The 26,859-nt window shown below is 51.4% G+C and carries 22 protein-coding genes; 12 read left to right on the top strand and 10 right to left on the bottom strand.

Annotated elements, in window-relative coordinates:
* The first annotated feature begins 230 nt into the window (after positions 1–230).
* The gene (locus D4L85_RS30640; RefSeq protein WP_119757935.1) at positions 231–5,531 is read left to right on the top strand and encodes a hypothetical protein; all 5,301 of its coding nucleotides are present in this window, start codon (positions 231–233) and stop codon (positions 5,529–5,531) included.
* Between the two features lie 83 nt (positions 5,532–5,614).
* Here the strand turns inward: D4L85_RS30640 and D4L85_RS30635 are convergent, their stop codons facing one another.
* Both D4L85_RS30635 and D4L85_RS30630 read right to left on the bottom strand, forming a co-directional pair.
* Entirely contained in the window at positions 5,615–6,163 is a 549-nt protein-coding gene (locus D4L85_RS30635; RefSeq protein ID WP_119759008.1) for a carboxymuconolactone decarboxylase family protein, read from the bottom strand.
* A gap of 49 nt (positions 6,164–6,212) precedes the next feature.
* Complete coding sequence (locus D4L85_RS30630) at positions 6,213–6,695, bottom strand: MarR family winged helix-turn-helix transcriptional regulator (protein WP_119757934.1); 483 nt, start codon at positions 6,693–6,695, stop codon at positions 6,213–6,215.
* Positions 6,696–6,796: 101 nt separating this feature from the next.
* Between D4L85_RS30630 and D4L85_RS30625 the strand changes: the two genes are divergently transcribed.
* The 8 genes from D4L85_RS30625 (at position 6,797) to D4L85_RS30590 (ending at position 16,339) form a co-directional block, all read left to right on the top strand.
* Positions 6,797–7,837, top strand: coding sequence for an HlyD family secretion protein (locus tag D4L85_RS30625; RefSeq protein WP_119757933.1), 1,041 nt, complete (start codon positions 6,797–6,799; stop codon positions 7,835–7,837).
* A 60-nt stretch (positions 7,838–7,897) separates the two neighbouring features.
* Positions 7,898–9,478 carry a DHA2 family efflux MFS transporter permease subunit gene (locus tag D4L85_RS30620; RefSeq protein ID WP_119757932.1) on the top strand — a complete coding sequence of 527 codons (1,581 nt, stop codon included), beginning with the start codon at positions 7,898–7,900 and terminating at the stop codon, positions 9,476–9,478.
* Positions 9,479–9,497: 19 nt separating this feature from the next.
* A complete protein-coding gene (locus D4L85_RS30615; RefSeq protein WP_160144102.1) occupies positions 9,498–10,775 on the top strand; it encodes a TolC family protein in 1,278 nt (425 codons plus the stop codon).
* Positions 10,776–10,963: 188 nt separating this feature from the next.
* Positions 10,964–12,046: a hypothetical protein gene (locus D4L85_RS30610; RefSeq protein ID WP_119757930.1), complete on the top strand. Its 1,083-nt coding sequence runs from the start codon at positions 10,964–10,966 to the stop codon at positions 12,044–12,046.
* 152 nt (positions 12,047–12,198) lie between these two features.
* Positions 12,199–14,835, top strand: coding sequence for an ABC transporter permease (locus tag D4L85_RS30605; protein ID WP_119757929.1), 2,637 nt, complete (start codon positions 12,199–12,201; stop codon positions 14,833–14,835).
* A 28-nt stretch (positions 14,836–14,863) separates the two neighbouring features.
* On the top strand, positions 14,864–15,202 hold the full coding sequence (locus tag D4L85_RS30600; RefSeq protein ID WP_119757928.1) for a PadR family transcriptional regulator: 339 nt from the start codon (positions 14,864–14,866) through the stop codon (positions 15,200–15,202).
* Positions 15,203–15,240: 38 nt separating this feature from the next.
* Entirely contained in the window at positions 15,241–15,714 is a 474-nt protein-coding gene (locus tag D4L85_RS30595; RefSeq protein WP_119757927.1) for a YybH family protein, read from the top strand.
* 133 nt (positions 15,715–15,847) lie between these two features.
* Complete coding sequence (locus D4L85_RS30590) at positions 15,848–16,339, top strand: VOC family protein (RefSeq protein WP_119757926.1); 492 nt, start codon at positions 15,848–15,850, stop codon at positions 16,337–16,339.
* Positions 16,340–16,370: 31 nt separating this feature from the next.
* Here D4L85_RS30590 and D4L85_RS30585 read toward each other — a convergent pair whose 3' ends face one another.
* Entirely contained in the window at positions 16,371–16,772 is a 402-nt protein-coding gene (locus tag D4L85_RS30585; protein WP_119757925.1) for a universal stress protein, read from the bottom strand.
* A gap of 125 nt (positions 16,773–16,897) precedes the next feature.
* Here D4L85_RS30585 and D4L85_RS30580 point away from each other — a divergent pair, with 125 nt between their 5' ends.
* Entirely contained in the window at positions 16,898–18,169 is a 1,272-nt protein-coding gene (locus D4L85_RS30580; RefSeq protein WP_119757924.1) for a PAS domain-containing sensor histidine kinase, read from the top strand.
* Positions 18,166–19,224: a response regulator gene (locus D4L85_RS30575; RefSeq protein WP_119757923.1), complete on the top strand. Its 1,059-nt coding sequence runs from the start codon at positions 18,166–18,168 to the stop codon at positions 19,222–19,224. Before D4L85_RS30580 ends, D4L85_RS30575 begins: the two co-directional genes overlap by 4 nt.
* Here the strand turns inward: D4L85_RS30575 and D4L85_RS30570 are convergent.
* From D4L85_RS30570 to ccoN, 6 genes are read right to left on the bottom strand one after another with little or no spacing between them, the layout of a single operon-like run.
* Positions 19,221–19,907, bottom strand: a complete 687-nt coding sequence (locus D4L85_RS30570; protein WP_119757922.1) for a sulfite exporter TauE/SafE family protein — start codon at positions 19,905–19,907, stop codon at positions 19,221–19,223. The two genes, D4L85_RS30575 and D4L85_RS30570, sit on opposite strands and share 4 nt — an antisense overlap.
* A gap of 1 nt (position 19,908) precedes the next feature.
* On the bottom strand, positions 19,909–20,340 hold the full coding sequence (locus D4L85_RS30565; protein ID WP_119757921.1) for a FixH family protein: 432 nt from the start codon (positions 20,338–20,340) through the stop codon (positions 19,909–19,911).
* Between the two features lie 18 nt (positions 20,341–20,358).
* Positions 20,359–21,825, bottom strand: a complete 1,467-nt coding sequence (gene ccoG / locus D4L85_RS30560) for a cytochrome c oxidase accessory protein CcoG (protein ID WP_119757920.1) — start codon at positions 21,823–21,825, stop codon at positions 20,359–20,361.
* A gap of 12 nt (positions 21,826–21,837) precedes the next feature.
* Positions 21,838–22,761, bottom strand: a complete 924-nt coding sequence (locus D4L85_RS30555; protein ID WP_119757919.1) for a cbb3-type cytochrome c oxidase N-terminal domain-containing protein — start codon at positions 22,759–22,761, stop codon at positions 21,838–21,840.
* Positions 22,758–22,955 (bottom strand): CcoQ/FixQ family Cbb3-type cytochrome c oxidase assembly chaperone, encoded by a 198-nt coding sequence (locus D4L85_RS30550; protein WP_119757918.1) that lies wholly within the window; start codon positions 22,953–22,955, stop codon positions 22,758–22,760. Before D4L85_RS30550 ends, D4L85_RS30555 begins: the two co-directional genes overlap by 4 nt.
* Before the next feature lie 6 nt (positions 22,956–22,961).
* Complete coding sequence (gene ccoN / locus D4L85_RS30545; protein WP_119759007.1) at positions 22,962–25,112, bottom strand: cytochrome-c oxidase, cbb3-type subunit I; 2,151 nt, start codon at positions 25,110–25,112, stop codon at positions 22,962–22,964.
* A 156-nt stretch (positions 25,113–25,268) separates the two neighbouring features.
* On the opposite strand from ccoN, the gene D4L85_RS30540 reads away from it, so the two are divergent.
* Positions 25,269–25,976 (top strand): DUF1003 domain-containing protein, encoded by a 708-nt coding sequence (locus D4L85_RS30540; RefSeq protein WP_119757917.1) that lies wholly within the window; start codon positions 25,269–25,271, stop codon positions 25,974–25,976.
* Here the strand turns inward: D4L85_RS30540 and D4L85_RS30535 are convergent.
* Positions 25,973–26,719, bottom strand: coding sequence for a sulfite exporter TauE/SafE family protein (locus D4L85_RS30535; protein ID WP_119757916.1), 747 nt, complete (start codon positions 26,717–26,719; stop codon positions 25,973–25,975). The genes D4L85_RS30540 and D4L85_RS30535 overlap by 4 nt on opposite strands.
* Positions 26,720–26,859 lie beyond the last annotated feature (140 nt).

Raw genomic sequence — 26,859 nt, 5'->3', positions numbered from 1 at the left:
TTTAATTCGGAGCCCAACATGCTGCCCTCTGAACGGCAGCGTTGGGCTTTTTTGTTTGTTTGAATGATAACTTCCTGTTCTGTATCCGGAAGGCTCTCCTGTATTGTTAGCACGAAAAAAAGTTAATGAGAGCATTGTCGGCTTAAGCATTTTGTACGAAGAACGAAGCTTTGCCATGCTGGCGAAGAGACTTGTATTAAGACCGTTTTACTTTATCCCCGTTAATGACTATGTGGAAATTACTCCTCGCCCTCATTGTCGTTGCCCTCTCTACGGACGCCCTTGCACAGGGCCGGGCTTTGGCGACACTTGGATCATCGACTACTGCGGGCCTTGCGGCCTCACCCATCGACAGTTCGTGGGTTAATCGCGTCAACTATTATTACAAAACGCAACTTGGCATTCTGGACAACACCTATAACCTCGGTGTGTCGGGCACCACATGCTACAATGCTATGCCCACAGGATATGTTCCACCCATCGGGCGGCCCTCACCCGACGCAGCACACAATGTCACGCAAGCCCTTTCGCTGCTGAGCGGATTGTCCACGCCGTCCAATGGCGTGATCATCGTTAATTTTCCCACGAATGGGTACGATGGCTTCACCATCGCCGAAATACTCACGAGCCTTCAAACGATCTACAACGCCGCTGTTCAAACCGGCAACCGGTGTTATGTCACCACAACCCAACCGCGCTCGGATGGAAATTTCGCCTTGTCGGCGACCAAGAAAAAGCTGGCCATCCTGAAAGACTCCATCATCAACCGGTTTGGGGTGGACCATACGCTTAACTTTTGGGACGGCATGTATAATCCTGCCGACACCACCATACTGCCGGCCTATTCCGCGGGCGACAATGTTCACTTCAACAATGTAGGGCATCGCGTATTGTTTCAGCGCGTGCGCGATAAAAACATCTTCAACCTTTCGCCCGCCTACGGCGATTATCGCAGCAACATGGCCAACGGTGCCACCGGCACGTGGAGCACTGCGTCTATCTGGCAACGCTATACCGGCACGGCGTGGGTAGCCGCTACCGTACCACCCAACAACAACAGCGGCGTTGTTACGATACAAAATGGTCACCGCGTCGACATGACGTCGTCCACGATGTTCGACCAGGTGGTAGTGGCCGCCGGCGGCCAACTTTTCATTTATAACTTCACCGTACCTACTGTATTTACATTGAGCGACGGAACCGGAAACGACATCGAGGTGAACGGTAGCTTGTTTGTATCTATCAATTCTTCCCTCACCGGGGCAGGCACCATAACCAACAATGCGGCGGGGACTTTTACAGTAAGAAACCAAGGTATACTGGCGGTGAAATCCACAAACAACGGCACCATGAATGTGAGCGGAACCGGCAACTTCCAAAGCACGACCGTGACCAACAACGGAACGTTTAACCTCCTGGACTTTACACTAAATCTGAATACGAATGCTTCCCTGATCAACAATGGTCTCATCAACCTGACCAGCACGGCCACCAGTTGGATTGCCACCACGGCGGGCACGGGTACCCTGACAAACAACGTTGCCGGTACCATTTTAAAAACCAGCGCCGCCTCATTTTTCGAAGTCAATGCGCCCGTTACGTTTATCAATCACGGCACGATGAAAGGTGTTGGCGAGTATATGTTGCTCAGCACAACGATCAACAATGACGGTACGATCGAGCCTGGCAATGCTTCGGCTGCCGCACTAACGATCAATGCCGTGGCGGTGTCAAACAAGTCACCGCTCTTCAACATGGAATTAAACAGTACCGGTGCAATAGCCGGGACCAACTATGATCAGATCCGGGTCACAACATCGGGTGGATCGACAAACGCCAATCTCACTGCCGCCCGGCTCCAGGTGACCGACAATGCGGGTGACGCGATAGGAACCACCTATACCTTATTTACTTTTCCCTCGGGCACCATCACGGGTCCATTTGCCAGTGTTAGTTTGCCCCCCACGTTGGGCAATCTTACCTATACGGCCACAGCGGTCACCGTGCAGAAAACTTCCAACGGCAAACACTGGGTGGGTACGTACCTCTACCAGAATAATTTTCAAACCACTTCGGAACTCAACGAATGGAACCTTGTGGAGAACAACGGCACGGGATCGTGGACGCTGACCGCCAACAGCAGCGCTATTCTTAAAATGGACAACGCTGCCGGCGCCTATGCCGTGCGGATCTTTCATGAAACCGGCGGCGTGCCCTCGCGCTATCCCCTGGACAAAGTGAATGGCATCGTAGAATTTCATGTCAATGCACTGACGGGTGGCAACCAGCGATTCTTTTTGCAAGTACAGGAGTTTCAATCCAATGGAACGTACATTCAGCAACAGACCATTTTAGCACCCCAGAATATACCTGGTTTTTTTACGATCAACCTAAGCAGTTTTACCTGGAACGCGCTCACGACACAGATACGATTTATTATCGGGGGTGAGAATTTCTCCGCTCAGCAAGGCACGATCGAGTTTGATTATTTCAAGTACACCAACAGTGCCCAGACGTGGTCGAGCTCCGCGAATTGGTCAGCCACCGCCGCGGGGGCAGGAGGGGCCGGTGTGCCCACAGCAACGGAGGTGGTGTATTTTGATAATGTAAGAACAGCCAACTGCACCTTCGATGCGCCGCTAACCGTCTCCAGCATCCTGGTGAACACCGGCTACACGGGCGTGATCACGCAGGGCACCAATCCCATAACGATAAATAATACCGCGAACTTTGCAGCTGGTCATTTTGCAGGGGGGTCGGGAAACATCACCGTTGGTGGGACCTTCACGCTTTCGGGAGGTGACTTTCAGTCTACCACCGGCATCCTGGAATTTCGCGGCAATACGGCCTTTACCAGTGGCACGTTTACACCCAATGGCGGTACGGTTCGATACAACACCATCAATGCTGTATCGCAGACCATTTCCGGAACAGGGCCGTCCTTTTATAACCTGGAATTTGTAGGATTAGGACGTACCTATAACATCACGGCAGGCACGCTGACGGTGCAAAATGCTTTAACATGCACGGGCACGTTGCCCTTGACACTAACCACCGGTTTGATCGACGTAAAAGGAGATGTGACGCTAAGCAATACCGCTACCGGTGGCGGCGGCAATGCCACCTTGCAGTTCAGCGGCACCGGAATACAAAATCTTTATGCCCCTGCCGTTGCCGGGCAATGCGTGTTGCCGAAAGTGACCATCAACAAATCTTCCGGTAGTCTTGTCGTGAGAAATACGCTCTCGGTGACGAACGACTGGACCCACGTAGCAGGAACGGTGGATGCCGTTACCAACAATTCTTCTGTCGTGTTTGGAGGTAACAATCTGACGGTGACTTCATCTGGAATGCACTTCAATAACTTCAGCGTATCATCCAATATCATCCTGCTGGGAAGCTCCGTGAATGTGGATGGCAACCTGACCCTTGCCGGTGGAACCTTGTCGGCAGGCAATAATGCGATCAACCTGAAAGGAAATTGGACCAACAACGCGGCGTTTACATCGGGCAGTAGCGGAACGGTTAATTTCGCTGGTGTTACAACGGCAGTCGGCGGTTCGTCGGCCACGTCCTTTCAAAATGTGACCGTGAGCGGAGAGCTTCATGCACCGCTGGCGCTGCCGGTTGCTGGTAATTTTGTTAATAATGGAAATTTCGCAGCCGGCCTGGGCGTCGTAAGGTTCAACGGCACAACACCACAAAGTATCGCCGGCACGTCGACCAGTCTTTTTCACAACATTGAAATCACCAACGCTACGGCTGCCGTTTCCGTGGAGACCAACCAAAACCTGCAAGGCGTGTTGACGCTGGCCAACAATGCGGTGTTCAACGCCGACGGCACGTCCGACAATGCCGTCTTCACGCTTCTCTCCACAGACGATGACCCGGTACAGGATGCGGCCATTGCCGCGCTTCCCTCCGGCGCGCAGGTAACGGGAAAGGTGACCGTGCAGCGCTATATGTCAATCGAGGGTGCAAATAACACCAGGATCTATCGCTACATCGCTTCACCGGTATTGCAGGCGCCGGCGTCGGATCTTCAGGCAGAGATTCCGATAACCGGTTCCTTTATCGGCACCAGTGCATGCGTTGCCTGCGCCCAGACCATGTATGCGTATGATGAAACCGTGATAACGGACATCAACGGAAGCCACACCGCCGATCTCAACGATGGCTATGTCGGTTTCCCTGCCACGACCAACACCGAAGTGCTACAGCCTGGTGTTGGCTATGCGATCTTTGTGAAGGGCAACCTGCTGGCTTCGCCGGTTTGGGATGTGCGAGGCGCCATCAACCAAGGTAATGTAACACCCGTGACATTACCGGTGACGTTCACGTCTTCGGGCAACATGACGAACGACGGCTGGAACCTGGTGGGCAATCCTTATGCGTCGACCATTGATTGGAACGCCGCGTCGGGATGGACAAAGACCAATGTCGACGGCACCATCTATATTACCGACAATGGTTTTGTGCCCTTGCGCTACGCCACCTGGAACGGTGTGACCGGAACGAACGGCGGCTCCGGCTATATTCCGATGGGCCAGGCCTTCTGGGTAAAGACTTCCGGAACCCCAACACTCCGTGCCAATGAAAACGTGAAAACTCCGGGACAATCCACAGCATTTTTCCGGCCCAAAGTAAACGACCTTGTGCGTATCACACTCTCGAACGGCAAAATTCAGGACGAAGCCGTGATCCATTTCAGAGAAGATGCCACCCGTGGATTCGACGACCAGGCCGACGCCTGGAAACTGAAGAATGTCAATCTGAACCTTTCCTCCCTGACCGATGCCAACGAAAAACTCACCATCAATTCCATGCCCGCATTGCTGTGCGATACCGAAGTAAAGCTTGCTATTGACGACGTTGGTCAGGGCAACTACACATTGGACTTCTCCAGTTTGGATTCGTTTTCCGGCAACCCCACCCTGACACTGAAAGATAATTTTCTCAAACAAAACATTTCGCTCGCACAGCAATCGACGTATGCATTCCAGGTGACGAGTGACACAGCGTCGAAAGGCGCGGCGCGATTTGCGCTGACGATTGAAAAAGAACCTCCCGCGATCACCATCGTCGAAGAAGACGGCGTTCTAAAGATCGACTTCGATAGTGAAATCCAGTGGTTCTTAAATGGAGAAGCCATTGCCGGTGCCGCTTCGCCCACATTCACACCCACCACGTCGGGCGTCTACAGCGTAACGGTTAGCAGGCAAGGCTGCGAACTTACCGGCGCGCGCGAATTTTTAATAACCGACGTGGAGCACGAGCCTGTTCCCGGCGTAAAAGTGTTCCCTGTTCCAATAGAGAATGTGTTACAGGTTAGCGTAGACGCCGCGCTTCATATAAAGACGGCAACACTGGTAAATGCCCAGGGCAAAACGATCGATGCCATCGCCTTAACCTGTTCCCAGGGTACTACCTGCACCGGCACACTGGACATGAACGATTACGCAACGGGGTTCTATACCATCCTTCTGAAAGGCGACGATAGCATCATCTCTATGAAAGTAATAAAGAATTGATCCCGTCTTAAGCATACGTCGCTGGCGCGTATTGAAATAAGATTGCCGGTGATATCTTTTGGTGACCCGGAGCTTGTCCATGCCTATTTTTTCACGGGAGACACCGAGTAGCCGGTTTCGGCTGCTTGTTGAGCGCGGCCGGTATAAAAGTCGCGGTCTTGAGGCGCCCAGGTATCCAATCCATCGACATAGCGGTTGAACATGCAGAAGGCTGCGGCAATCAACACAGTGTCGTGGACTTCGCGTTCGGTTGCTCCGGCAGTATAAGCGTCTTGCACCAAAGCTGGTGTTACGCTCTTGCCGCTTTGTTGAACCTGGGAGGCGATAGCCAACAAAGCCTTCATCTTTTCGGATAAGTCTGAAGAATGAAAGTTTTCTTTCAGATCATCCATGGCCTTCGTGTCGCATTGTAAATAATGCTGGGCCACGGCGCCGTGCGCTTGTTCGCAAAAGAAACAGTTGTTCCGCGCCGAGACGATCGTGGCGATGAGCTCGCGCTCGCCGCGGGAAAGCGAATTTTCACCACGCATTAAAAGTTCCGTGAATTCACTCAGCGGTTTGGCCACGTCCGGGCGGAGCGACAGGGGACCGCGAATGCCGGGTATTCCTTCGGGGATGGTGATATGAGGCATGGTGTGCAATCAATGTTCACTCTAATATATAGAGGATTGCGATAAAAACTCACTTCCTGTGAAGAAGTACCTCATCGTTATACTCGATGATCTTTGTAAGGATCTCTGTGGCTTTATCAAAATCGGTTGTTTTGAACATGGCGCGGTACTGATTCGTCAGGTCGCAAATACGCAGTCGCACCTGGATCACCAGCCGCTTGCCGCGGTCGGTCAGCATGATCGTAGTACTCCGTTTGTCGCGCGGATCTGCCTTTGACTTAATGTATCCCAGCTTTTGGAGTTCTTGTGCCACTTTGCTCATGGCCTGCTTCGTTACGCGCGCCTGGAAGGCAAGCTCTGTGTTGTTCGTTCCATCCGGCGAAATATTCATGAGCACGGGCATATAGACCATCTTAAAGTCGTCGAACCCTTCCTTTGCCAGCGATACGGTTGCCCATTCGTTGAACTGATGCTTCAGAATAGAGATCAGCTTTACCCAATTACCCGTCTTAACGTGCTCAGTTTCAGCCAATTGTTTGTCCAGTGCGTTCATTTCTCAATTTTCTGATACAAAAATACTAAAAAAACAATAGTCAACTAAGTTGACTTTAATAGTCAACTTAGTTTACCTTTACTTCTACAATCGATACGCTCATGGAAAACACTACTGCACCCGCAAAGAAAAAAATTGCCCCTTTTATCATCGCCTTCATCGTTTTGGTTTTGGCGTTCTTTGGCATCCGGGCATTGCTCCACAGTTGGAAGTACGAAAGCACGGACAACGCCCAGGTGGAGTCACGCTCCATCCCCGTCATTGCTCGCGTGGCCGGATACATTGATTCATTGCGTGTGGATGACTATGGTAAGGTCGCTGCCGGCGAGGAACTGATCATCATCGACCCGGAAGAATTGAGGCTTTCCCTGGTGCAGGCGCAGGCCGACTTGCAGAACGCGCAAGCCGACATGGCCAATGCGCAGGCGGCCTTGTTAAACGCGGGTGCTAATAAAAGAGTGGCCAGCGCCAATGCAGATGTTCAACGCACGCGGAAGGAAAAAGCAAGCGCCGATCTCGTACGCGACGAAGCACTTTTCAAAGAGGGTGCGATCACCCAAAAGCAACTTGACGATAGCCGCTCTACCCACGAATCTACCAGCAAGCAATACACCGCGAATGCAGAGCAAGTGAACTACGCGTCCACGCAAGTGTCGATCGCGCAGGCACAGATCCAGAAAATAAATGCACTGATCGAAACACGCAAAGCAGCTGTCGATCAGGCAAAGCTGAAGTTGTCCTATTGCAGCATCAAAGCCCCGGCCGCCGGTCGTATTGGCAAGCTTAGCCTGGAAGTTGGACAATATGTTCAGCCCGGACAAACCCTGTTTACGATCGTGAACGACGAAAAGTATTGGATCGTCGCGAACTTCAAGGAGACGCAAATTGAAAAAATGAAGGAAGGCCAGGAAGTGGAGATCACGCTCGACGGCTACCGCAATACGCCCATCAAAGGAAAAGTTTCGTCATTCAGTCTGGCCACCGGCGCAAAGTTTTCGCTGCTGCCCCCCGACAACTCGACGGGGAACTTTGTCAAGGTGACACAACGCGTTCCCGTCAAGATCGAAATTGATAAGGCGGAGGACTATAAAAATATTCTGAAGGCAGGGTTGAGCGTGGACGTTGAAGTCAAAGTTGACTAGTACCCGCTGTTTTGAACTTGGATTAGAACGGATATTTCAGACAAACAGAATTTACAAGCCATGTCGAATCAGGTTACCGGTTTTGCGAGGACCATTATCGTCATCACGACGATCTCTGCTGCGATCATGGAACTGATCGATACGTCGATCGTCAACGTGGCGTTGGCAGACATCAGCGGAAACCTTGGCGCTACCATTGAGGACACCGCCTGGGTGATCACTGCCTATGCGATCGCGAACGTGATCATTATTCCACTGACGGGATTTTTTGCCAAGCTCTTTGGGAGAAAGCGATATTATTTGGGGTCCATTGTTTTATTCACGATAGCGTCGTGGTTGTGCGGGCAGGCCGGGAGTCTTGAGATGCTGGTGATCTGGCGTTTTGTCCAGGGGATCGGTGGCGGTGCATTGCTGTCCACGTCGCAGGGAATTTTATTTGACGCCTTTCCACCCGAGAAACGGGCGATTGCGGGTGGGATGTTTGGAATGGGGATCGTGCTGGGTCCAACGATCGGTCCGATCCTGGGGGGGATCATCGTTGAAAATTATCATTGGTCACTGATCTTTAACATTAACATCCCTTTCGGGATTGCAGCATCGTTGCTGACCATTCGCTTCGTCGGCGAAACGGATGAAGAGAAAGATCCAAACCGCGTGAAGCCAAAAATTGATTTCGCTGGGATTGCCATGCTGGCCGCCGGCATCGGCAGCCTGCAATATGTTTTGGAGCGCGGACAATCGGACGACTGGTTTACCGACAACACCATTGTCGCCATGACCGCACTGGCTGCCATCGGATTGATCTCTTTTGTCTGGCGACAGCTCACGATTGCAAATCCCATGATCCAGTTGAGTTTATTAAAGAACCGGAATCTTGCCGCCAGCAATATTCTGACCTTCGCGGTGGGGTTTGGTTTGTTTGGGTCTGTATTTATTTTCCCGGTGCTGGTGCAACGCGTACTGGGATATACGCCCACCGATGCAGGACTGGGGCTCGTACCGAGTGCGATGGTTGCTATTTTTATCATGCCCATCATTGGCAAAACACTTTCGTCAGGCACACCGCCGCTGGTGTATGTGATCATTGGGTTTACCTGTTTTATTCTTCATGGATACACGTCGTCGTTGGCGAGCCCTGATGCAGGGTTGGCATTCTTTTTCTGGCCGCAGATCTTCCGCGGTTTTGGAACGGCTTGTTTGATGGTGCCCTTGATCAATCAGGCGGTCGTTGGATTGACGCCGCAACAAATGCCTTCCGGTATTGCGCTCACCAACATGATCCGTCAGCTTGGCGGCGCGTTTGGGATTGCCGTGATGAACACCCACATCACCAACCGGTTCGCATCGCACCGGAATGACCTCGTGAGCAACCTGCAACCCAATGACCCCGTCATGATCCAGCGCCTGGCGCAGACAAAAGCCGGACTGATCCAGGGTGGTGTCGATCCGATCACGGCTATCGATGGAAGCTACAAGATCCTTGACCTCGCCATCGTCAAACAGAGCTACCTGATGGCCTACCTCGATGGATTTATTTTGATCTCACTGTTCTTTGTTTGTGCGATCCCCTTTTTATTCATGCTGAGAACCCAGAAGATGGACAAAGCCACCCTTCAGAAAGTTCAGGAAGAAAGTCATTAAGTCTTTTATGCAACACCTTATGAGAAAAGTAATTATTGCTGTTTTTGTTTTTGTTTCCGGCACCACGTTCGGACAAGCCAATCCCGAACTGAGCGGAATGATCCGGCATTCGCTGAATTATTTTCCGACTGTTCAGGAATTGAATGCCTCTGAAAGCATCTCGTCACTCCGCGTGGACGTTGCCAAAAGCAACTATTTGCCGAACATCAATGGCAACGCGGTGTACAGCTACGTCAATCCTGTGGGTCAGGTGCAAATTCCGATCAGCGCGACGGAGAACAAGCTTTTGCAATTCCAGCCTCATGACAATTATAATTTTAATGTGGGGCTCAATCAGACCCTCTGGGATTTTGGCCGGACAAAAGCGCAGATCGAGAAAGCAAAAGCAGATGTTCTGGTAGCACATCAAAATACAGAAGCAGCAAAGTTTCAGGTGGCTTCCCAGGTAGCTACGATATATTATGCGATGATCTATTTGCGGAAGTCGATCGAAGTTCAGGACTCGGCCATTGCCTACTATCAAAACAACAAGAAAATGATCGAAGGACGGATCCGGTCGGGAGACGCGCTTCAGATAGACCTTTCAACGATTGAAAATAATATTGACCAGGAAGAAAACCGGAAAGTTGAATTTGAACGTCAGTATGATCGTCAGGTCTCGTTGATGCGGTATACCACGGGTGAAGCGGCGTCCCCTGTTGGAAAGGATTTTGATTTCACGTATGTGCCGGGAAGCGCCGACTTTAGCAACAATCCGAATGTCATTGCGGCCACCCAACGGATCGCTGCTGCCGAAGCTGATTTGAAATTATCTTCCAGCAACCGGCTTCCGAATCTCAGTTTCCAGGCAAACGCCGGATACAAAAACGCCTATCAGCCAAACATCGAAGAACTGCGCTTCAACGTGTTGGCAGGAGCGACACTGGTGTTTCCCATCTACCAGGGCGGGCGTGTACGGCAGAACATTTCGATCGCCCGGAAGAACGCTCAACTCAGTGAGATCTCCAGGAACAATACGATCTCGACGCTGCAAAAGGACCTTGAGTCGGTGCAAGCCGATATCAAAGCCTACGACCAGCAGATAAAAAATTCGGAAGGCCAGATCACCGTGGCAAAGGAAACCTCGCGGCTCACGCAGGTGCGCTATAGACAAGGGGTGGCCACTTACCTCGATTTGATCAGTGCCAGCACGAATCTTCAGCGTGCGTATTTGAGTCAGATCCAATACGAATACCAGAAGACGCTGGCATTGGTTGAGCGTTGCCGGCTGATGGGGGTGAAGTTCTGGCAGGAATAGTCGAGGATGCGTGCTAACGGGACCGCGCCGGGTGACGACGATGGCAGGCGGTTCCCGGCAAACGCCGGTGAGATGTTGCCGGCCATCCATATTTCATCGACACATTGCCATCAGACGTCTATTAGTCCGTCGCCCCACACAATTACCCTGTACTTTTAGGCGTATAGAGGTAAAACAAACAGAAATTTATGAACCTGATAAAAATGTTCTTATGGGTCGTCGCCATCTCCTTGCTGGCAGCCGGTTGCAGCAACGAAGGGCTCAACAGCGATAGCAACAGCGACACCATCCTAAACCAAACCGTCGTCGACATCGTACAAACTTCGGCACAGTTGGCCAGCGGTACGAGTTTTGAAATTGTGGGGAGCAGCAGCGACAGCACCGCCGCGATCAACTGCAAGCCCGGTCCCAATGGCCGCAGAGGCAACGGCCGGCACAACGGGATATTGGATGGTCTGAGTTTGCTCGCACCAACGGATGAACTCCTGGCCATTGTCGATGCAGAAAGTGCAAGTGATTTCCGGGGGCTGCGGATCTCGAAGAGTGGGGGAGCGACCATCACCAACTACAATGCCGCCGGTGAAACCGTGAGCCTGCCCATTTCAGCAACCGACGGTCCGCAAGGATGCAGTTTCAGCGGGCATCAATTTCCTGTCTATGATTCGCTGCTGGCCACCATTGCAAAAACGGTGATTGATTTTGGCAGCGGGGTAACGCTCAGACGGGACACCGTTAAAATTACCCGCTCCGGAAAAATAGTCATCACCCGCACGGTGGACGGCGCAACAAAAACAGAAGTGACCACATTTGATAATTATAAAGTAAACGGCATTGGGATTTCGGGAACAAAGACCCGCATCTCCACCTTTGATAAATCCACCGGTTCCGGAACTTCGACAACGTCTGTAGCCGACGGCAAAATTACATTGGCCGATGGAACGGTAGCCACCTGGACTTCGGAGAAGTCGAGAGTCTCCGACATCACGCTTGACGAAACCACCTTGAAACCCACGAGTGGAACGATCACCACCACGGTGGACGCCAAGGTCGTTACTTCCGATGGGACCGTGATCTACTCGCACAAAACCAACGCGCCGCTGATTGAAAACGTGGCCTGCGGAAATCGCCGCAGAGGCCCCGTCAGCGGAAACCTGGAGACCGTATACCGCACCGACACTGTACAAGTGGACTTCGGCGACGGAACATGTACCAATAAAACGATCACGATCACCTTTAACGGCGTGACCACAACAAAAACGATCGGTGAATAGGTAGGAGCATAGTGGGAATGGTCTCACCGACCGGAGCCTTTGTCTGCACCTTTGCAGCAAAGGCTTTTTTTATTTAATGCCATACGGGATTTTTTTCCAGTTTTTATTTACAAATATGAAACATATATATTACTTTCACGTTTGTAAATAATATGATCAAGGTTTCTCCTCCTAAATGGGCCGACCGCTTCCTGGAGTGGTATTGCAATCCTTCTTTGCTGGAAGAGATCCAGGGAGATGCGTATGAGCTATACGGTCGTACATTGAAGAACAGGGGCCGGAAGATCGCGGACCTCCAATATGCGTGGAATGTCCTGCGTTTTTTCAAATGGTCAAACATCAAGCGATCATCGTCTCAACCGCAGTCAAGCCTTATGATGTACCGGAATTACTTCACCGTATTCAAACGCGGCTTTCTCAAGGAGAAAGGCTATTCATTTCTCAACGTATTCGGGCTGGCGATCGGCATCGCCTGTTTTCTTTTGATCAGTCTCTATATACGGAATGAATATAGTTTCGACCGCATGCACAGCAAGGCCGACCGGATCTATCGCATTCACGAGATCTTGCAATCGGACGGCGTAGGCGAGCGTTCGGCGAGTCAGCCTTTCCCGGTGGCGGAAGCATTGGTGAACGATCATGGCGCGCAGATCGAGAAGGCCGTGCGCTTCTTCAATTTCCAGGCGCCCACATTGGCCATGGCCACCATCGATAACACAAAGGAGTTTAATGAGTCGCGCGTATTCAGTACGGACTCTACCGTCTTTGATGTGTTTGATTTTCCGTTCATCGAAGGCGATCCGAAAACCGCCCTCAACAAACCGGAGACGATCGTGCTCACCGAGAGCATGGCGAAAAAATATTTTGGCGACGAAAGCGCCATGGGCAAATACCTGAAGTTCCAGGGCAACACCAATTTGCTCGTAACAGGCGTGATGCGGGACATTCCGCTCAACACCCATTTTCAGTTCGACTGCCTGATCTCGCTGCTGACCTTCGACGAGGTCTACGATCCCCGTGTTCCCCAACGCTGGCATTGGTATTGGAATCCGTGCTGGACTTATCTACTCTTGCGCGATCCAAGCGACGCACCCCAATTGCAGGCTGCCCTGCCCGCGTTTGTCAAAAAGTATTTTCCGGAATTTGTCCGCAACGATGTCACGATGGAATTGTTCCCGATGACGGACATTCATTTGAAGTCCCACATGGACTATGAGATCCAGCCCAACAGCAGCTTGACCACGCTCTATGTGTTTGGTTCCATTGCCATCTTTGTGTTGCTGATCGCCTGTATCAACTTTGTCAACCTCAGTACGGCCCGCGCAGCAAACCGCGCGAAGGAAGTGGGTATGCGCAAAACGTTGGGTGGGCAACGCCTGCAGTTGGTGGGACAGTTTCTTTTTGAGTCGATCCTGCTTTGCTTGTTGTCGGTGGTTATTGCCATCGCCATCGTGGTGCTCCTGCTCCCGGTATTCAATGTGTTTGCCGAAATGAATGTGAAGACGATCGTGCTGCTCGAGCCTTTTTATCTCGGCGTGCTCACCTTGCTTCCTTTGGTGGTGGGCATGGTTTCGGGAATATATCCGGCCTTTGTGTTGTCGTCTTTCAAGCCGATCACGGCGTTGAAGGCAAGCCCTAACCGGGAGAGCGGCGGCACCTTCCGGCGAGCGTTGGTGGTGGTGCAGTTCACGTTGTCGATCGTTCTGCTGGTGGGCACCGGCGTGGCGATGGACCAGCTGAATATGCTGCGAAAAAGTGATACGGGTTTTACGCGCGAGAATGTGATCATGATCCCCGTGACGCGTTCTCCCGTCGCGCAAAATTATAAAGCCTTGAGGAACGAATTTTTGAGGAATAGAAATACGGTCAGCGTCACAGCATTGGAAGAAGTGTTGGGGGCCAAGCACCAGGTGGGCAACTATATTTTTGAAGGCCAGGAAGATTCCAGACCCTTCCCGCGGCTGACGGTGCGCCACGATTTCACCAAGACGTTCGATATCCCCATGGTGGCAGGCCGTGATTTTTCGGAAGACGTGATCACGGACGATTCGCTGGCGCTGGTGGTGAACGAAACCTTTGTGAAACAAATGGGGTGGGGGTCAAATGAAGATGCGATCGGGAAGAAGTTTGATAACATCCCTACACACAAGATCATCGGTGTAGTGAAAGATTTTAATTTCACCTCGCGGCATCAACCCATCCGGCCGCTGGTGCTTCAACTAAATACGACGCTGAGGGCATTCGACGTGCGGATCAAATACATGGCCGTGCGCATCACCGGCGAGGATGTTCCCGGCACCATTGCCTGGCTTTCCAAACAATGGAAGGCGCAGATCCCCGGCTGGCCCTTCGAATATTTCTTCCTGGATAGTGATCTGGAGAAACTCTACAAGGCCGAAACCAAGATGAGCAAGATCGCTGTCGTCTTCTCCGGGCTCTCCATCCTGGTGGCGTGTCTGGGTCTGTTCGGATTGTCTACCTACACGGCAGAGCAGCGTAAGAAGGAAATGAGCATCCGCAAAGTATTGGGCGGCTCCAATGCGCACATCTTCATGTTGTTTTCTAAACACTTCTTCAGCATGATCTTGATCGCGAACGTAGTGGCGCTGCCGCTGGCCTATTTTGTGATGAAGCGATGGCTGGAGAGTTTCGCCTACCAGGTGAACATCAATTTTGGATTGTTTGCTTTATCCGCCCTGGTCGCTGTGGGCATTGCCTTGTTCACGATCAGCTACCAGGCCATCCGTTCGGCGAACAGCAACCCGGCGGAAGTATTGAAACGAGAATGACTTTGAGAATAATTTTTATGTGTCGATTATGAAAGGAACATACCTGGGAGAATTGGAAGAGATCGTGTTGCTCGTTGTGGGCATCTTGTATCAGGACGCCTACGGTGTTGCCGTGATGGATGAGATCAAGAACCAGACCGGCCGGGATCTCAACATCAGCGCCGTGCATACGGTGCTGAGCCGCCTGGAGGAAAAGGGATTGTTGAAATCCAAAATGAGCGACCCCACCGGCGAACGGGGCGGCCGGAGAAAGCGCGTATTTCTCCTGACGGCTGCGGGCAAGCGAGCACTGGAAAACGCCAACGAAATGAGAAATCAGTTATTCAATAAGATCCCCAAGGTCGCCCTGCAATTCGGCGCAGCTTAGGGCATCAGTTTTTTGTTGTCCATAAACCCAAGAAAATCATGAAGACATTACTCTATCCGATGTTGCTGGTCATGTCGATCTCAGCGACGATTTGTGCCGGACAATCCAAACAGCAGGCTTCGCTGGATGAAGCAAAGAAGGCGATCGCGGAAAGCAATGCAAAATATTTTGTCTTGTACGCAAAAAATGACGGGTCGCTGGTGAACCTGTATACCGAGGATGCTTGTCTCTTCGTGCCGGGGGCGGCACCGACGGCATTTTGTGGCCGCGCGGCGATTGGAAAGTTTTTTAAGGAAGGCTATGAAGTGGTGGGATTAAAAAGTGGAAAATTCACCACGACCAATGTCTATGGCGATGGCATTGAATATGTGACCGAGGAAGGTCTTTCCCAAATGTTCGACGCCAATGGAAAATTGTATGATGAAGGAAAATACATGGTGTTGTGGAAGAAGACGAAGGAGGGATGGAAAATGTATAAGGATATATTTAATAGCAACCAGGCGCCAAAATAGACGCGAGATTTTCAATGCAGAAAGCCCGGCCTGGTCGGGCTTTTTTATTGGCCATCGATCATCCTAATCCATAAGGCAAAGGGAATATTCCCGTGACTTCTTAACTTACAGGAATAAGATTGATCAGATTTATATGAGCCAGGAATATACCATACCACCCCAGACCCGCATTGGGCACGTCCACCTGAAGGTTTCGAGCATTGAGCGAGCCCTCGGCTTCTACCGCGATCTTCTCGGCTTTGAGCTGACGACGACCTATGGCGATCAAGCCGCATTTATTTCCGCCGGCGGATATCACCATCACATCGGGTTAAATACCTGGCACAGCAAAAATGCCCCACCGGCAAAAAGAGATGGCGTGGGACTTTTTCACACTGCCATTGTCTACCCGACAAGAAAAGATTTAGCCATTATTTACGACCGGTTGAGAAAGGCCGGCTACCCGCTTACAGGCGCCAGCGACCACGGCGTGTCGGAGGCGCTCTATTTAAATGACCCGGACAACAATGGAGTAGAACTCTATTGGGACAGACCAAAGGAACGCTGGACCTATCATCCGGATGGAACGATCAACATGTTCACCCATGCCCTTGACCTGGCTGATTTGCTGAGAGAGCTTGCGTAGCGGCAGTGCTTGTTCGGGAGAACTTTTGGTATTAAGGGACAATCACCAGGGGAACGTTCATATGTTCCATCAGGTCATCGAATGTATCCTTGCTCTGGGAACACATGTTTTTGTCCATGACCAGAAAGCTGATTTCACTTTTTTGGGTGTGGTCCTCGATCCGGTCGGCCACGAAGCCGACCTCAATTTTGAAATCGTATTTTACGCCAGCCCCCTTCAGGTAGTCGTTTTCAAAGGCCGCGAATTTTTGTAATGCCTCTTCCTCCATCATTTTTTTCCACACCACCACTTCGCCAGTCATGTTTTTGGTGAGCCGGTAGGTATACAAGATGGTCAGGTCGCTGCCTTGCGTTTTCGAAAATTGGACCGCCCATTTGAGCGCCTGCCGGGAGGCTTCGGAGAAGTCGATCGTGCAAAGTATGCCCTTGGTCATAGCGTGATAAAATGAAAATTCTCATTGCAACCTACGATGTTGCGGGACATTTTTTTTGGATGAAAGTCAAGGAAAAAACTGACTTTTGTCATGAATCATAGCCTCGCCGATCTTAAATTGCGCATATGGGTAATTCACCACACACAGGCCTTATCACCAATGAAGCATTTCGTGAGATTTTTCAGAGCATGTCGGAAGGCATTATCATGGTCGACACCCGGGGGAAGATCGTGGTGGCCAACCCGGTAGCGGAACAGTTGTTCGGATATGCTACCGATGAGCTCACCGGGTTGACCCTGGAGGAACTGTTGCCGGCGCGCTATCGGAACGGGCACGTGAATTTCAGAAGTGCGTTCAATTCCAATCCTTTCCCCAGGCGAATGGGTGCGGGCCGCGACCTGACGGCCTTGCGTAGGGATGGTTCCGAATTTCCGGTGGAAATTTCGTTGAGCTTTACCAAGGTCAAATCCGAGTTGCTGGTCATGGCCTTCATCAGCGATATTTCCATGCGCAAAAAGACCGAGGACGCGCTGAAACGAAGCGAGGAGCAATTGATCGTCTATGCCGTGGAACTGGAAAAGAAAGTGGAGATGAGGACGGAGGCCCTGAACAACTTCATTTTGAAACTGGAGGAGGAAGTAATCGAAAGAAAGAAGGCGGAGGAAGAAGTACGGAAGTCGCTGGAGAAAGAAAGGGAATTGAATGAGTTGAAGACCAAGTTCGTTTCCATCGCCTCCCACGAATTCCGCACACCGTTGAGTACGGTGCTGAGTTCGGCGTCTCTCATCAATCAATACAATGAGCGGGGCGAGTCAGACAAGATCAACAAACATGTTCTGCGCATCAAATCGTCGGTGAATCAGCTGACGGGAATTTTGAATGATTTTCTTTCACTGGGAAAACTGGAAGAAGGGAAGGTGGAGGTGATGAACGAGACGATCCGTCCGCGGGAGTTTTTGGATGAGGTCAAGGAGGAGATGAACGGGATACTGAAAGAAGGGCAACAAATTATCTTGGATTGTAAGATGAATGCCTCAGAAATAGTGTGCGACGCCCGGATCCTTCGAAACATTTTGTTCAATCTGATCACCAACGCGAGCAAGTATTCCGATGTGAACAAATCCATCTACATTACTTGCCGGGACCTGCAGGGATCGGTGCTCTTTGAAGTTCGGGACGAGGGGATCGGCATACCGGAAGAAGATCAGAAGCACATGTTCGAACGTTTCTTCCGGGCCAGCAACGCCGGCAACGTGCAGGGCACCGGGTTGGGGTTGAACATTGTGAAACGATACATCGACTTGTTGCAGGGCAGTATTTCTTTTTCAAGCGAATACAACAAGGGAACGCTCTTTAAAGTGACCATCCCAATCTCGACGAACCCCCTACCGAAATGAAAAAGATCCTCTTGATTGAAGACAACCCCGACGTCAGGGAGAACACATCCGAAATCCTGGCCCTTGCCGGCTATGATGTGAAAACGGCACCCAATGGCAAAGTGGGGGTTGAGCTGGCACAAAAAGAGAAACCGGATCTGATTGTTTGCGACATCATGATGCCGGAGCTGGATGGCTACGGTGTATTGCACATTCTGAATAAGAAAGAGGAAACCGCAAGCATTCCTTTTATTTTTCTCACGGCAAAGACCGAAAAGATCGACATCCGCAAAGGAATGAACCTCGGCGCCGATGACTACCTGACGAAACCCTTTGACGACACCGACCTGTTGAACGCCATCGAAGCCAGGCTCCGGAAAAGCGACATGCAACGGGCGTTATACGAATCGACTGCTGCGGGGCTCGATCAGTTTATGAAAGATGCCCGCCAGGTCTTAGACATGAAAGACCTGGGCAAAGACAAGAAGACAAAATCATTTAAAAAGAAGAGCGAGATCTTTGCCGAAGGCGACACGCCTTTAAATGTGTACTACGTAAAATCCGGCAATGTTAAAATATTCAAAGGTCATCCGGATGGCAAGGAGCTCATCACAGCGCTGGTCAATGCCAACGATTTTTTTGGTTTTGAGCCGATACTGGAAGGCACACTCTACCAGGAGTCGGCCATTGCCATGCAAGACACGGAGCTGACGGTGATCCCCAAACAAGACTTCCTGACCCTGTTGCAGAGTCCCGACGTTTCGGCAAGCTTTATCTCGCTGTTGTGTAAGAAAGTAGCGGAGAAGGAGAACCAACTGGTGAACCTGGCCTATAACTCCGTGCGACAGCGTACGGCCGATGCGTTACTTAAGGCGATCCAGCTCAAAGACAACCAGGAGAACATTCAGATCTCCCGCGACGACCTGGCCAAGATGGTGGGCACCGCGGCGGAGTCCGTCATTCGTGTGTTATCGGATTTTAAGGAGGAGGGGCTGATCGAGATCGAGGGAGGGAAAATAAAGATCAAGTCGCCATCTAAGCTCGAGAAAGTAGTCCGTTGGAACGTTGCCCGTTAGCGGCACAGCACAATGTCGATCATTTCGCCATGGTGCTGACCCGCCTCGATGCCGGCGTGGATAAAGGTCCTTGCGATCAGGATCACACCGGAAAGGATCATGAGACTTGTCGTGGCCTTTTGGATGCTCAAGTTAGATTTCTTTATCGCCAGCAATATCATAGGAGCAAGCCCGATCATGACCGGCAACGTACCGGCTCCAAACAGCACCATAAAATTAAATCCATCCACCGGACCGTTAAGCATCATGCAATAGCCGAGGGCCAGCAAGGTCATGCCACAGGGAAGAAAGCCGTTTAGCATGCCCATCAGGAAGATGGCGGGAGAGCTTTTCCGGGTTAAGAAGAAAGCGAATTTTGATTTGATCCAGGCGGTGATAGCAGTGGCGACCTTCATCAGGACGGGAACGTTGAAGTGGTCTATTCGAAGAACGGCAGCCAGGATCAGGATGATCCCAAACGCGATGGATATTATATTTTGATACCGGGCAACCGGGAAGAGAGACCCCGCGCTACCGGCGGCTGCGCCCAATAGACCATAGGTTAGAATCCTGCCCCCGTTGTACAATACCCTATTCAAGGCCACTGCCGGGGTTAGGTTGGTCACCGCCATCAGCAACGGACTGCACATGCCGGCGCAGTGCAGGCTTCCGGTTAGACCGATCAATAATGCCGTGTACCACATATCAGAGATAGAGGATCGTTTCGTAGTAGAATTCTTTCTCGTGCATGGTCCAGGTCATGCGCGCGATGTATTTTCCCTTCTTCAGGCTCCCGATAGAAAAAGTTTGATCGGGTGCGTTCGTCGGCTGGAGCGAAAAAGTTTTGTCCTGCGTGGCATCGCTGGGAGAATAGAGGCTGAGACGGCCTTTTTCAAGTTGGGAGAATCCGGCGAAGGTGATCTTCAATGACCGGTCCTCGCCAACTTGAATGTTTGGTCTATCGATTAAAGCCTCCGTGTTTCGCTGGCGATCCATCTGGGTTTGGAAATCCAGTTCTTCCTGGTAATAGGTTTTTGATACCAGACTTACTTCTTGCCGTATGCAGACCGTCACCAGCACGCCGATGAAGGCGGCAAACAGGACGAACGCTAAGACGATGGATTTACCCCAGTTCATACGATTTTTGTTTTTAGGTTAGTCGCGTTGCTCATCTTTCAGCCGGCTGTTCATGTCCGACGATTTAGTTACCGGACCGATGAACTTTACCTTGATCGTTTCGATACGTTTTCCATTTTCATAAATACCCAAGCGCACGACCGTGCGGGCGCTTACGACATCTTTTTCAGGGATCTTGATAAAGAAAATATTTTTGACCATGCCCTCGGCCTGGATGATGATTTCCTTGCCGTCCGCTTTCTCCAGCACGGCCGTGGCGGGAGATTCGACACGGGTCTCCAGGTGGATGTCGTCGAACGTCTTGTTAAGGAATTCAACATTGTAGAGGTTGGTGATGAAACCGTCGGGCGTTTTTTGATACAGCGTGCCCGGAACTTTTAGCACCGTGGTTTTCACGTCAGAGCGCGTGGCCAGGGTAAAGGCCAGGATCCCGGCGAGGACCAGGAGCACGAACGAATAGCCGATCACACGCGAGGTAAAAAGTTTTTGCACGCCGTCCTTGATGGAGGTGTACGAGGCATAACGGATCAATCCTTTGGGTTTCCCGATCTTCAACATCACATCGTCGCAGGCATCGATGCAGGCGGTGCAATTTACGCATTCGAGTTGCGTGCCGTTGCGGATATCAATGCCCGTTGGGCACACGTGGACGCATAATTTACAATCGATGCAATCGCCTTTCGGCGCGGTCGCCGTAGTGGCTTTCTTGATGTGTCCGCGCGGTTCGCCCCGAAGCCAATCGTAGGCTACGACGATGGAGTCTTTCACCAACAACACACCTTGCAGCCGGCCATAGGGACAAACCGCGATGCAGGCTTGTTCGCGGAACTTGGCATATACGCCATAAAAGATGGCGGTGAAAACAACGAGCGAAATGAAACCGGAAAGATTTTCAAGGGGAGAGTGCGTAATGATCTTATACGTTTCCGGGACGCCGATCAAATAGGCCATCACCGTATGGGCGATGAGAAGCGAGATGATGATAAAGATCGCATGTTTGGAAACTTTTTTGAAGGCTTTGTTCATGTTCCAGGGCTGCTGGTCCAGACGGCGTTGGGCAGGAGCATCGCCTTCGATCCAATACTCTATTTTCCGGAACACCATTTCCATGAAGAGCGTTTGTGGACAAAGCCATCCGCACCAGATGCGGCCAAAGACCACAGTGAACAAAATGATAAAAACAAAAAACGTGATCAGCGTGATGGCCAGGAGCACAAAATCCTGAGGCCAGAACGGCTGGCCAAAGATCACAAACCGCCGCTCGAAGAAATTCAGCAGGAGCAGAGGTTTGCCGTTGAGGGTCATGAAGGGGCCGCCAAATAAAAGGGCGAGTAAGGCTACCGAGACTACGATGCGCCACGTATGCAGGTTGCCCGATGGCTTTTTGGGATAGATCCAGATGCGCTTTCCCTTTTCGTCAACCGTGGCAATATTGTTGCGGAACTCTTCTTCATACTGATAGAGGTCTAGACCGTCGGTTTTCATTTTGTTTTTTATTTATAGGGACGCGCTCACTTTCAGGCTGTCGGTTTTTGGTGATGCCTCGGGCTTTGCCAATTCTCCCTGCGGTGCCTTGGCGTCGGGAGGGTTGGTGCCTTGCAGGCTGAGGACAAAGAAGGTCACATCGCGCACTTCCGAAGGACTGAGGGCTTTTCCCCACGCCGGCATGCCTTTCTCTACGAAGCCACCATTCACCGTGGTGTAGACATTTTTGATGCCGTTGCCATGCAGCCAATAGGCGTCGGTAAGGTTCGGACCGATGGTGTTGCCGCCGCCGTCTTTCCGGTGGCAGGAGACGCAATTGTCCTGAAACACTTTTTGCCCTTTCCCGATGATGCCCGCGTCGGCGGTGTACTCCAGTTTATCGACATCGATCACCGATTCGGGTTGGGAAGCCAGCAATTTCTGCTTTTCCAGTTCGGCTACAGCCACCTCGTTCTGGTATTCCTCTTGAGATAAGGGGAGACTTGATGAAAGATGAAACACGACGAGGTATACCGCAGACCAACCGATCGTGCCATAGAAAAGCCATTTCCACCAGGGTGGTAAGTGGTTGTCCAATTCACGGATGCCATCAAAGCTGTGGCCCATGTCGATGTCCTGTTCGCGTTCCACGGGAACGGAGTCGTTTAGCTTCTGGGTTAGGGTGGACCACCACGACGGCCGCGGTGTGTAGGCCACACCCATCGACTGGGCTTTAGCCCTTTCGGTTTGCTCGATCAGCATATGAAATGCCCGCAGCATCATGATGGAGACGGTGAGCACCAGCAAGAAAACGATAAAGACAAGGGCTGCCGTCACGTAGATCGGTGTTGCCGGATTGTTCACGGGGTCGTCCCAAAATGTTTTCGCTGCAGGCTCTTGTGCCCGCGCCGCCGTGAATGCCAGGAGGCCGGCGAGAAGAAATGTGATCTTTTTCATGATACCGGGGTTTCGGATGGTGTTGTATTGCAGTCGGTGGATTCAAGCGGCAGCTCACTCATTTTCCGGAGCATCGTTTTGTCGGCCGTAAACACCCACCACAACAAGCAAAGGAAGAAGACAAAGAAGATGACAAACGATATGACCGGCCAGATGGCGATGTTATCGATGCTTTGAAGAACATTCTTATACATAGGAGATCAATTTTTAGGGGTTTCACTGACCAACGTCGGATTAGCCGTTTCCACTTTGATGTCTTTGCCCAGTCGTTGCAGATAGGCAATGAGGGCGACGATCTCGGCATCGTCGGCCACTTCGATGCCGTCGGTTTTCAGCGTGGCGGCAATGGCGTTGGCTTGTTGCTCCAGTTCTTCGTTGGCTTTTTCTTCATAGCCGGCTTCATACGGCACACCAATTTTTCGCATCGCGGAAATTTTGCCAGGAGTCAGCTCCTTCTGAATGGACTGCTCAAACAACCAGGGATAGGCAGGCATGATCGACCCGGTCGACACAGCGTCGGGAGCCAACAGGTGGTTGTAGTGCCACGTGTTGGAATATTTTCCATTGAGGCGTGCGAGGTCCGGCCCCGTGCGCTTCGAGCCCCACAGGAACGGGTGGTCATAGACAAACTCTCCTGATTTCGAATACTCGCCATAGCGCTCGGTCTCCGAACGGAAAGGGCGCACCATCTGGGTATGACAATTCACACAGCCTTCGCGGATATAAATATCGCGTCCATGAAGTTCAAGGGGCGTGTAGGGCTTAACACTGGTGATGGTAGGCACATTGGATTTGATAAGAAACGTAGGGATCATTTCAATCGCCCCGCCAATGAGGATGGCCACCAGGGTGAGCACCGTAAAAATGACGGGCTTATGTTCCAGTAACCGGTGATGCCATCCGCCACTCGTCGCGATATAGGCCTTCTCTAGCGGAGCAGCTTCGGCATCTTCGTTGGCCACAAAACTTCCGGCATAGGCCGTTTTGATGAGGTTATAGGTCATGATGAACGCGCCGGTCAGATATAATGCACCGCCGGTGGCACGCAAAGCATGCAAGGGCAGAATCGCCATCGTAGTCTCCAGGAAATTTTTATACACGAGGAAGCCTTCGGGGTTGAATTCTTTCCACATGAGACTTTGTACAACGCCCGATACATACATGGGGAGGGCGTAGAAAATGATGCCGAGTGTTCCCAGCCAGAAGTGCGTGTTGGCCAACCGTGTGGAATACAGCTTGGTGTTCCACATGCGCGGGGTGATCCAATACAGCATGGCAAAGATCATAAAGCCGTTCCATCCCAATCCACCCACATGCACGTGGGCCACGATCCAATCCGTGAAATGCGCGATGGCGTTCACGTTCTTTAAGGACAGCAGTGGGCCTTCCAAGGTGGCCATGCCATAGGCAGTGACGGCCACCACCATGAATTTCAAAACGGGATCTTCGCGCACGCGGTCCCAGGCCCCTCTCAGCGTGAGCAATCCGTTCAGCATGCCACCCCACGACGGGGCGATGAGCATGATGGAGAAGACCACTCCCAGCGACTGTGCCCAATCGGGCAGGGAAGTGTAAAGCAAATGGTGGGGGCCGGCCCAAATGTAAATGAAGATGAGCGACCAGAAGTGTATGATAGAAAGGCGATACGAGTACACCGGCCGGTTAGCGGCTTTCGGCAGGAAGTAATACATCATACCCAGGTAAGGAGTGGTGAGAAAGAAAGCCACCGCATTGTGACCATACCACCATTGCACCAGGGCGTCTTGCACGCCGGCGTACCATGAATAGCTCTTGAAGAATGTTACAGGGATCTCGAAGGAGTTCACCACGTGCAACACAGCCACCGTAATGAACGTGGCAATGTAGAACCAGATGGCCACATACATGTGCCGCTCCCTGCGTTTGATGATGGTGCCGATCATGTTCCAGCCGAACACCACCCAAATGACGGTGATGGCAAGATCGATGGGCCATTCGAGTTCGGCATATTCCTTCGACGTGGTGTAGCCCAACGGCAAGGTGATGGCCGCAGCCAGGATGATGAGTTGCCATCCCCAAAAATGGATCCAGCTGAGTTTGTCACTGAACATCCGGGTTTTGAGCAGGCGCTGCATGGAGTAGTAAACACCGGCAAACATCGCATTGCCTACAAAAGCAAAAATGATGGCGTTGGTGTGCAGCGGCCGGATCCTGCCGAACGTGGTGTACTGCAGGTCAAAGTTGAAGACCGGGTACACCAGTTGTATCGCGGCCGTTAACCCGACGAGCATCCCCACGAGTCCAAACACAACGGTGGCGATCATGAATGCCTTCACGATCTTGTTGTCGTAACTGAATTTTTCTATTTGCATAAACATTGATCGGTTTTGCCCTAAATGATTTTCCGTTATAAAAGTATCGGCCGGTGGATCTTTCATAGGTGACGATTGCCATGGCAAAACCTGATTTTTGTCAGCCGGCTACTGGGGCCGGGACAGGTATCTTTGCTTAAATCAGGTATTGTATCTATGGACACCTTTATCAGCGATCTTTCCCGCAAGGAGTTTCCAGTGAGTGAGAAGATCTCCGCAAAGACCATCCAGTCGCCGGTTTTGTCGGTCATGCAGGCGCAACACCCCCAGTTCAAGGCGGGTGGTTATTGCGCGTTGACGGAGCTGAACATCTACCGTCAGAAATATATCGCGGGCTACCTGGCAAAGGAAGTGGGCGAATTGTCCGTATTGGAGGCCACCGTGCTGGAAGCTTTAAAGAATAAGGACACCCTCACCGACAAGTTGAATGAGGATGAGCCCTTGACGACGGGTCAGAAAATGGCAGACCGTATAGCGGCTTTTGGCGGCAGTTGGAAGTTTATCATCACCTTCTTTATGTTCCTCGCCGGCTGGATTGTTTTGAATGCCTTTTGGTTTCAAAATCGTTCGTTCGATCCCTATCCGTTTATTCTATTGAATCTCATCCTCTCCTGTGTTGCCGCATTGCAGGCACCACTGATCATGATGAGCCAGAACCGGCAGGAGGAAAAGGACCGCGAGCGGTCAAAGAAAGATTACATGATCAACCTGAAATCGGAGCTCGAGATCAGGGTGCTGCACGAGAAGATCGATCACCTCATGATCCACCAACAACACGAGCTCATCCAAATCCAGAAGGTCCAGATCGAGATGATGCAGGATATTATGGAGCGTGTGGGGAGTAATGGAGCAATGAAGGCTTAGCTCCGGACCAACACTTCTTGCACCAGCATCGACACGCCGGTTAGAAAGATCAGCACCAGAACGATCCGTTGAAATAGATTTTGGTTTATGCGGTTCAGCATCACTTTTCCAAGATACGAACCCAACCCGGCGGCGAGCATGAGCAGGGGGATATAGATGAGATATTGAGCCTGGAGGAAATCATGGTCGAGGTAGATCAGCGTCCGGCTGAGGTCGACGCCAAAATCGATGGCGGCAGACGTTCCCACGAAGAAGTTTTTATCCATGTTGAATGACGTCAGGGCCAGCCCTCTCACCGCCCCGCCGGTGCCGACGAAGCCGGCGAGAAAACCGGCAAGGCTGCCACTGAGAATGGAATTTGTTTTCGTGGGCGGGATAAAGAAGCCGGGCGCGAAATAGAGCAACGTGCTGAGCCCGGTCAGGAACAATCCCAAAATGATCTTGGCGTAGCTGAAACTGAAGACGCTGGTGAGGTAAGCCCCCACGATGGCCAGGAGCACACTGCTCACCCCAAGCCAGAGAAGCACTTTATAGTCGATGGTCTTCCGGAAGAGGATCAGTTTAGAGACGTTGCTAAAAATATGAAGCGTTCCGGTAAGGACGAGCACTGTTTTAAAATCATAAAGGAACTGCGCGAACGAAACGAAGAAGATGGAGGACCCGAATCCGCCGAGGGTGCCGAGGATTTCTGCGAGGAGTGTAATGATAAAGAACAGGACGAGGTCGAGGCGGTAGGTATTCATGGTTGTCTATCGTTGTGGAGCATTCTGGATAAGAGCACGCCCCATCAGCACAAGACGAAAGTAAAATAAGCCTCTCCCGTATTTCCTGATGAAAGTCATCTTGCGTCGCTGATACGTCTCAGGAGTTTTCATGCCGGGAA

It is taken from the genome of Chryseolinea soli, assembly GCF_003589925.1.
Lineage (GTDB): Bacteria > Bacteroidota > Bacteroidia > Cytophagales > Cyclobacteriaceae > Chryseolinea > Chryseolinea soli.
The sequence above is the reverse complement of the archived record's forward strand: the minus strand, read 5'-3'. Positions and strand labels throughout refer to the sequence as shown.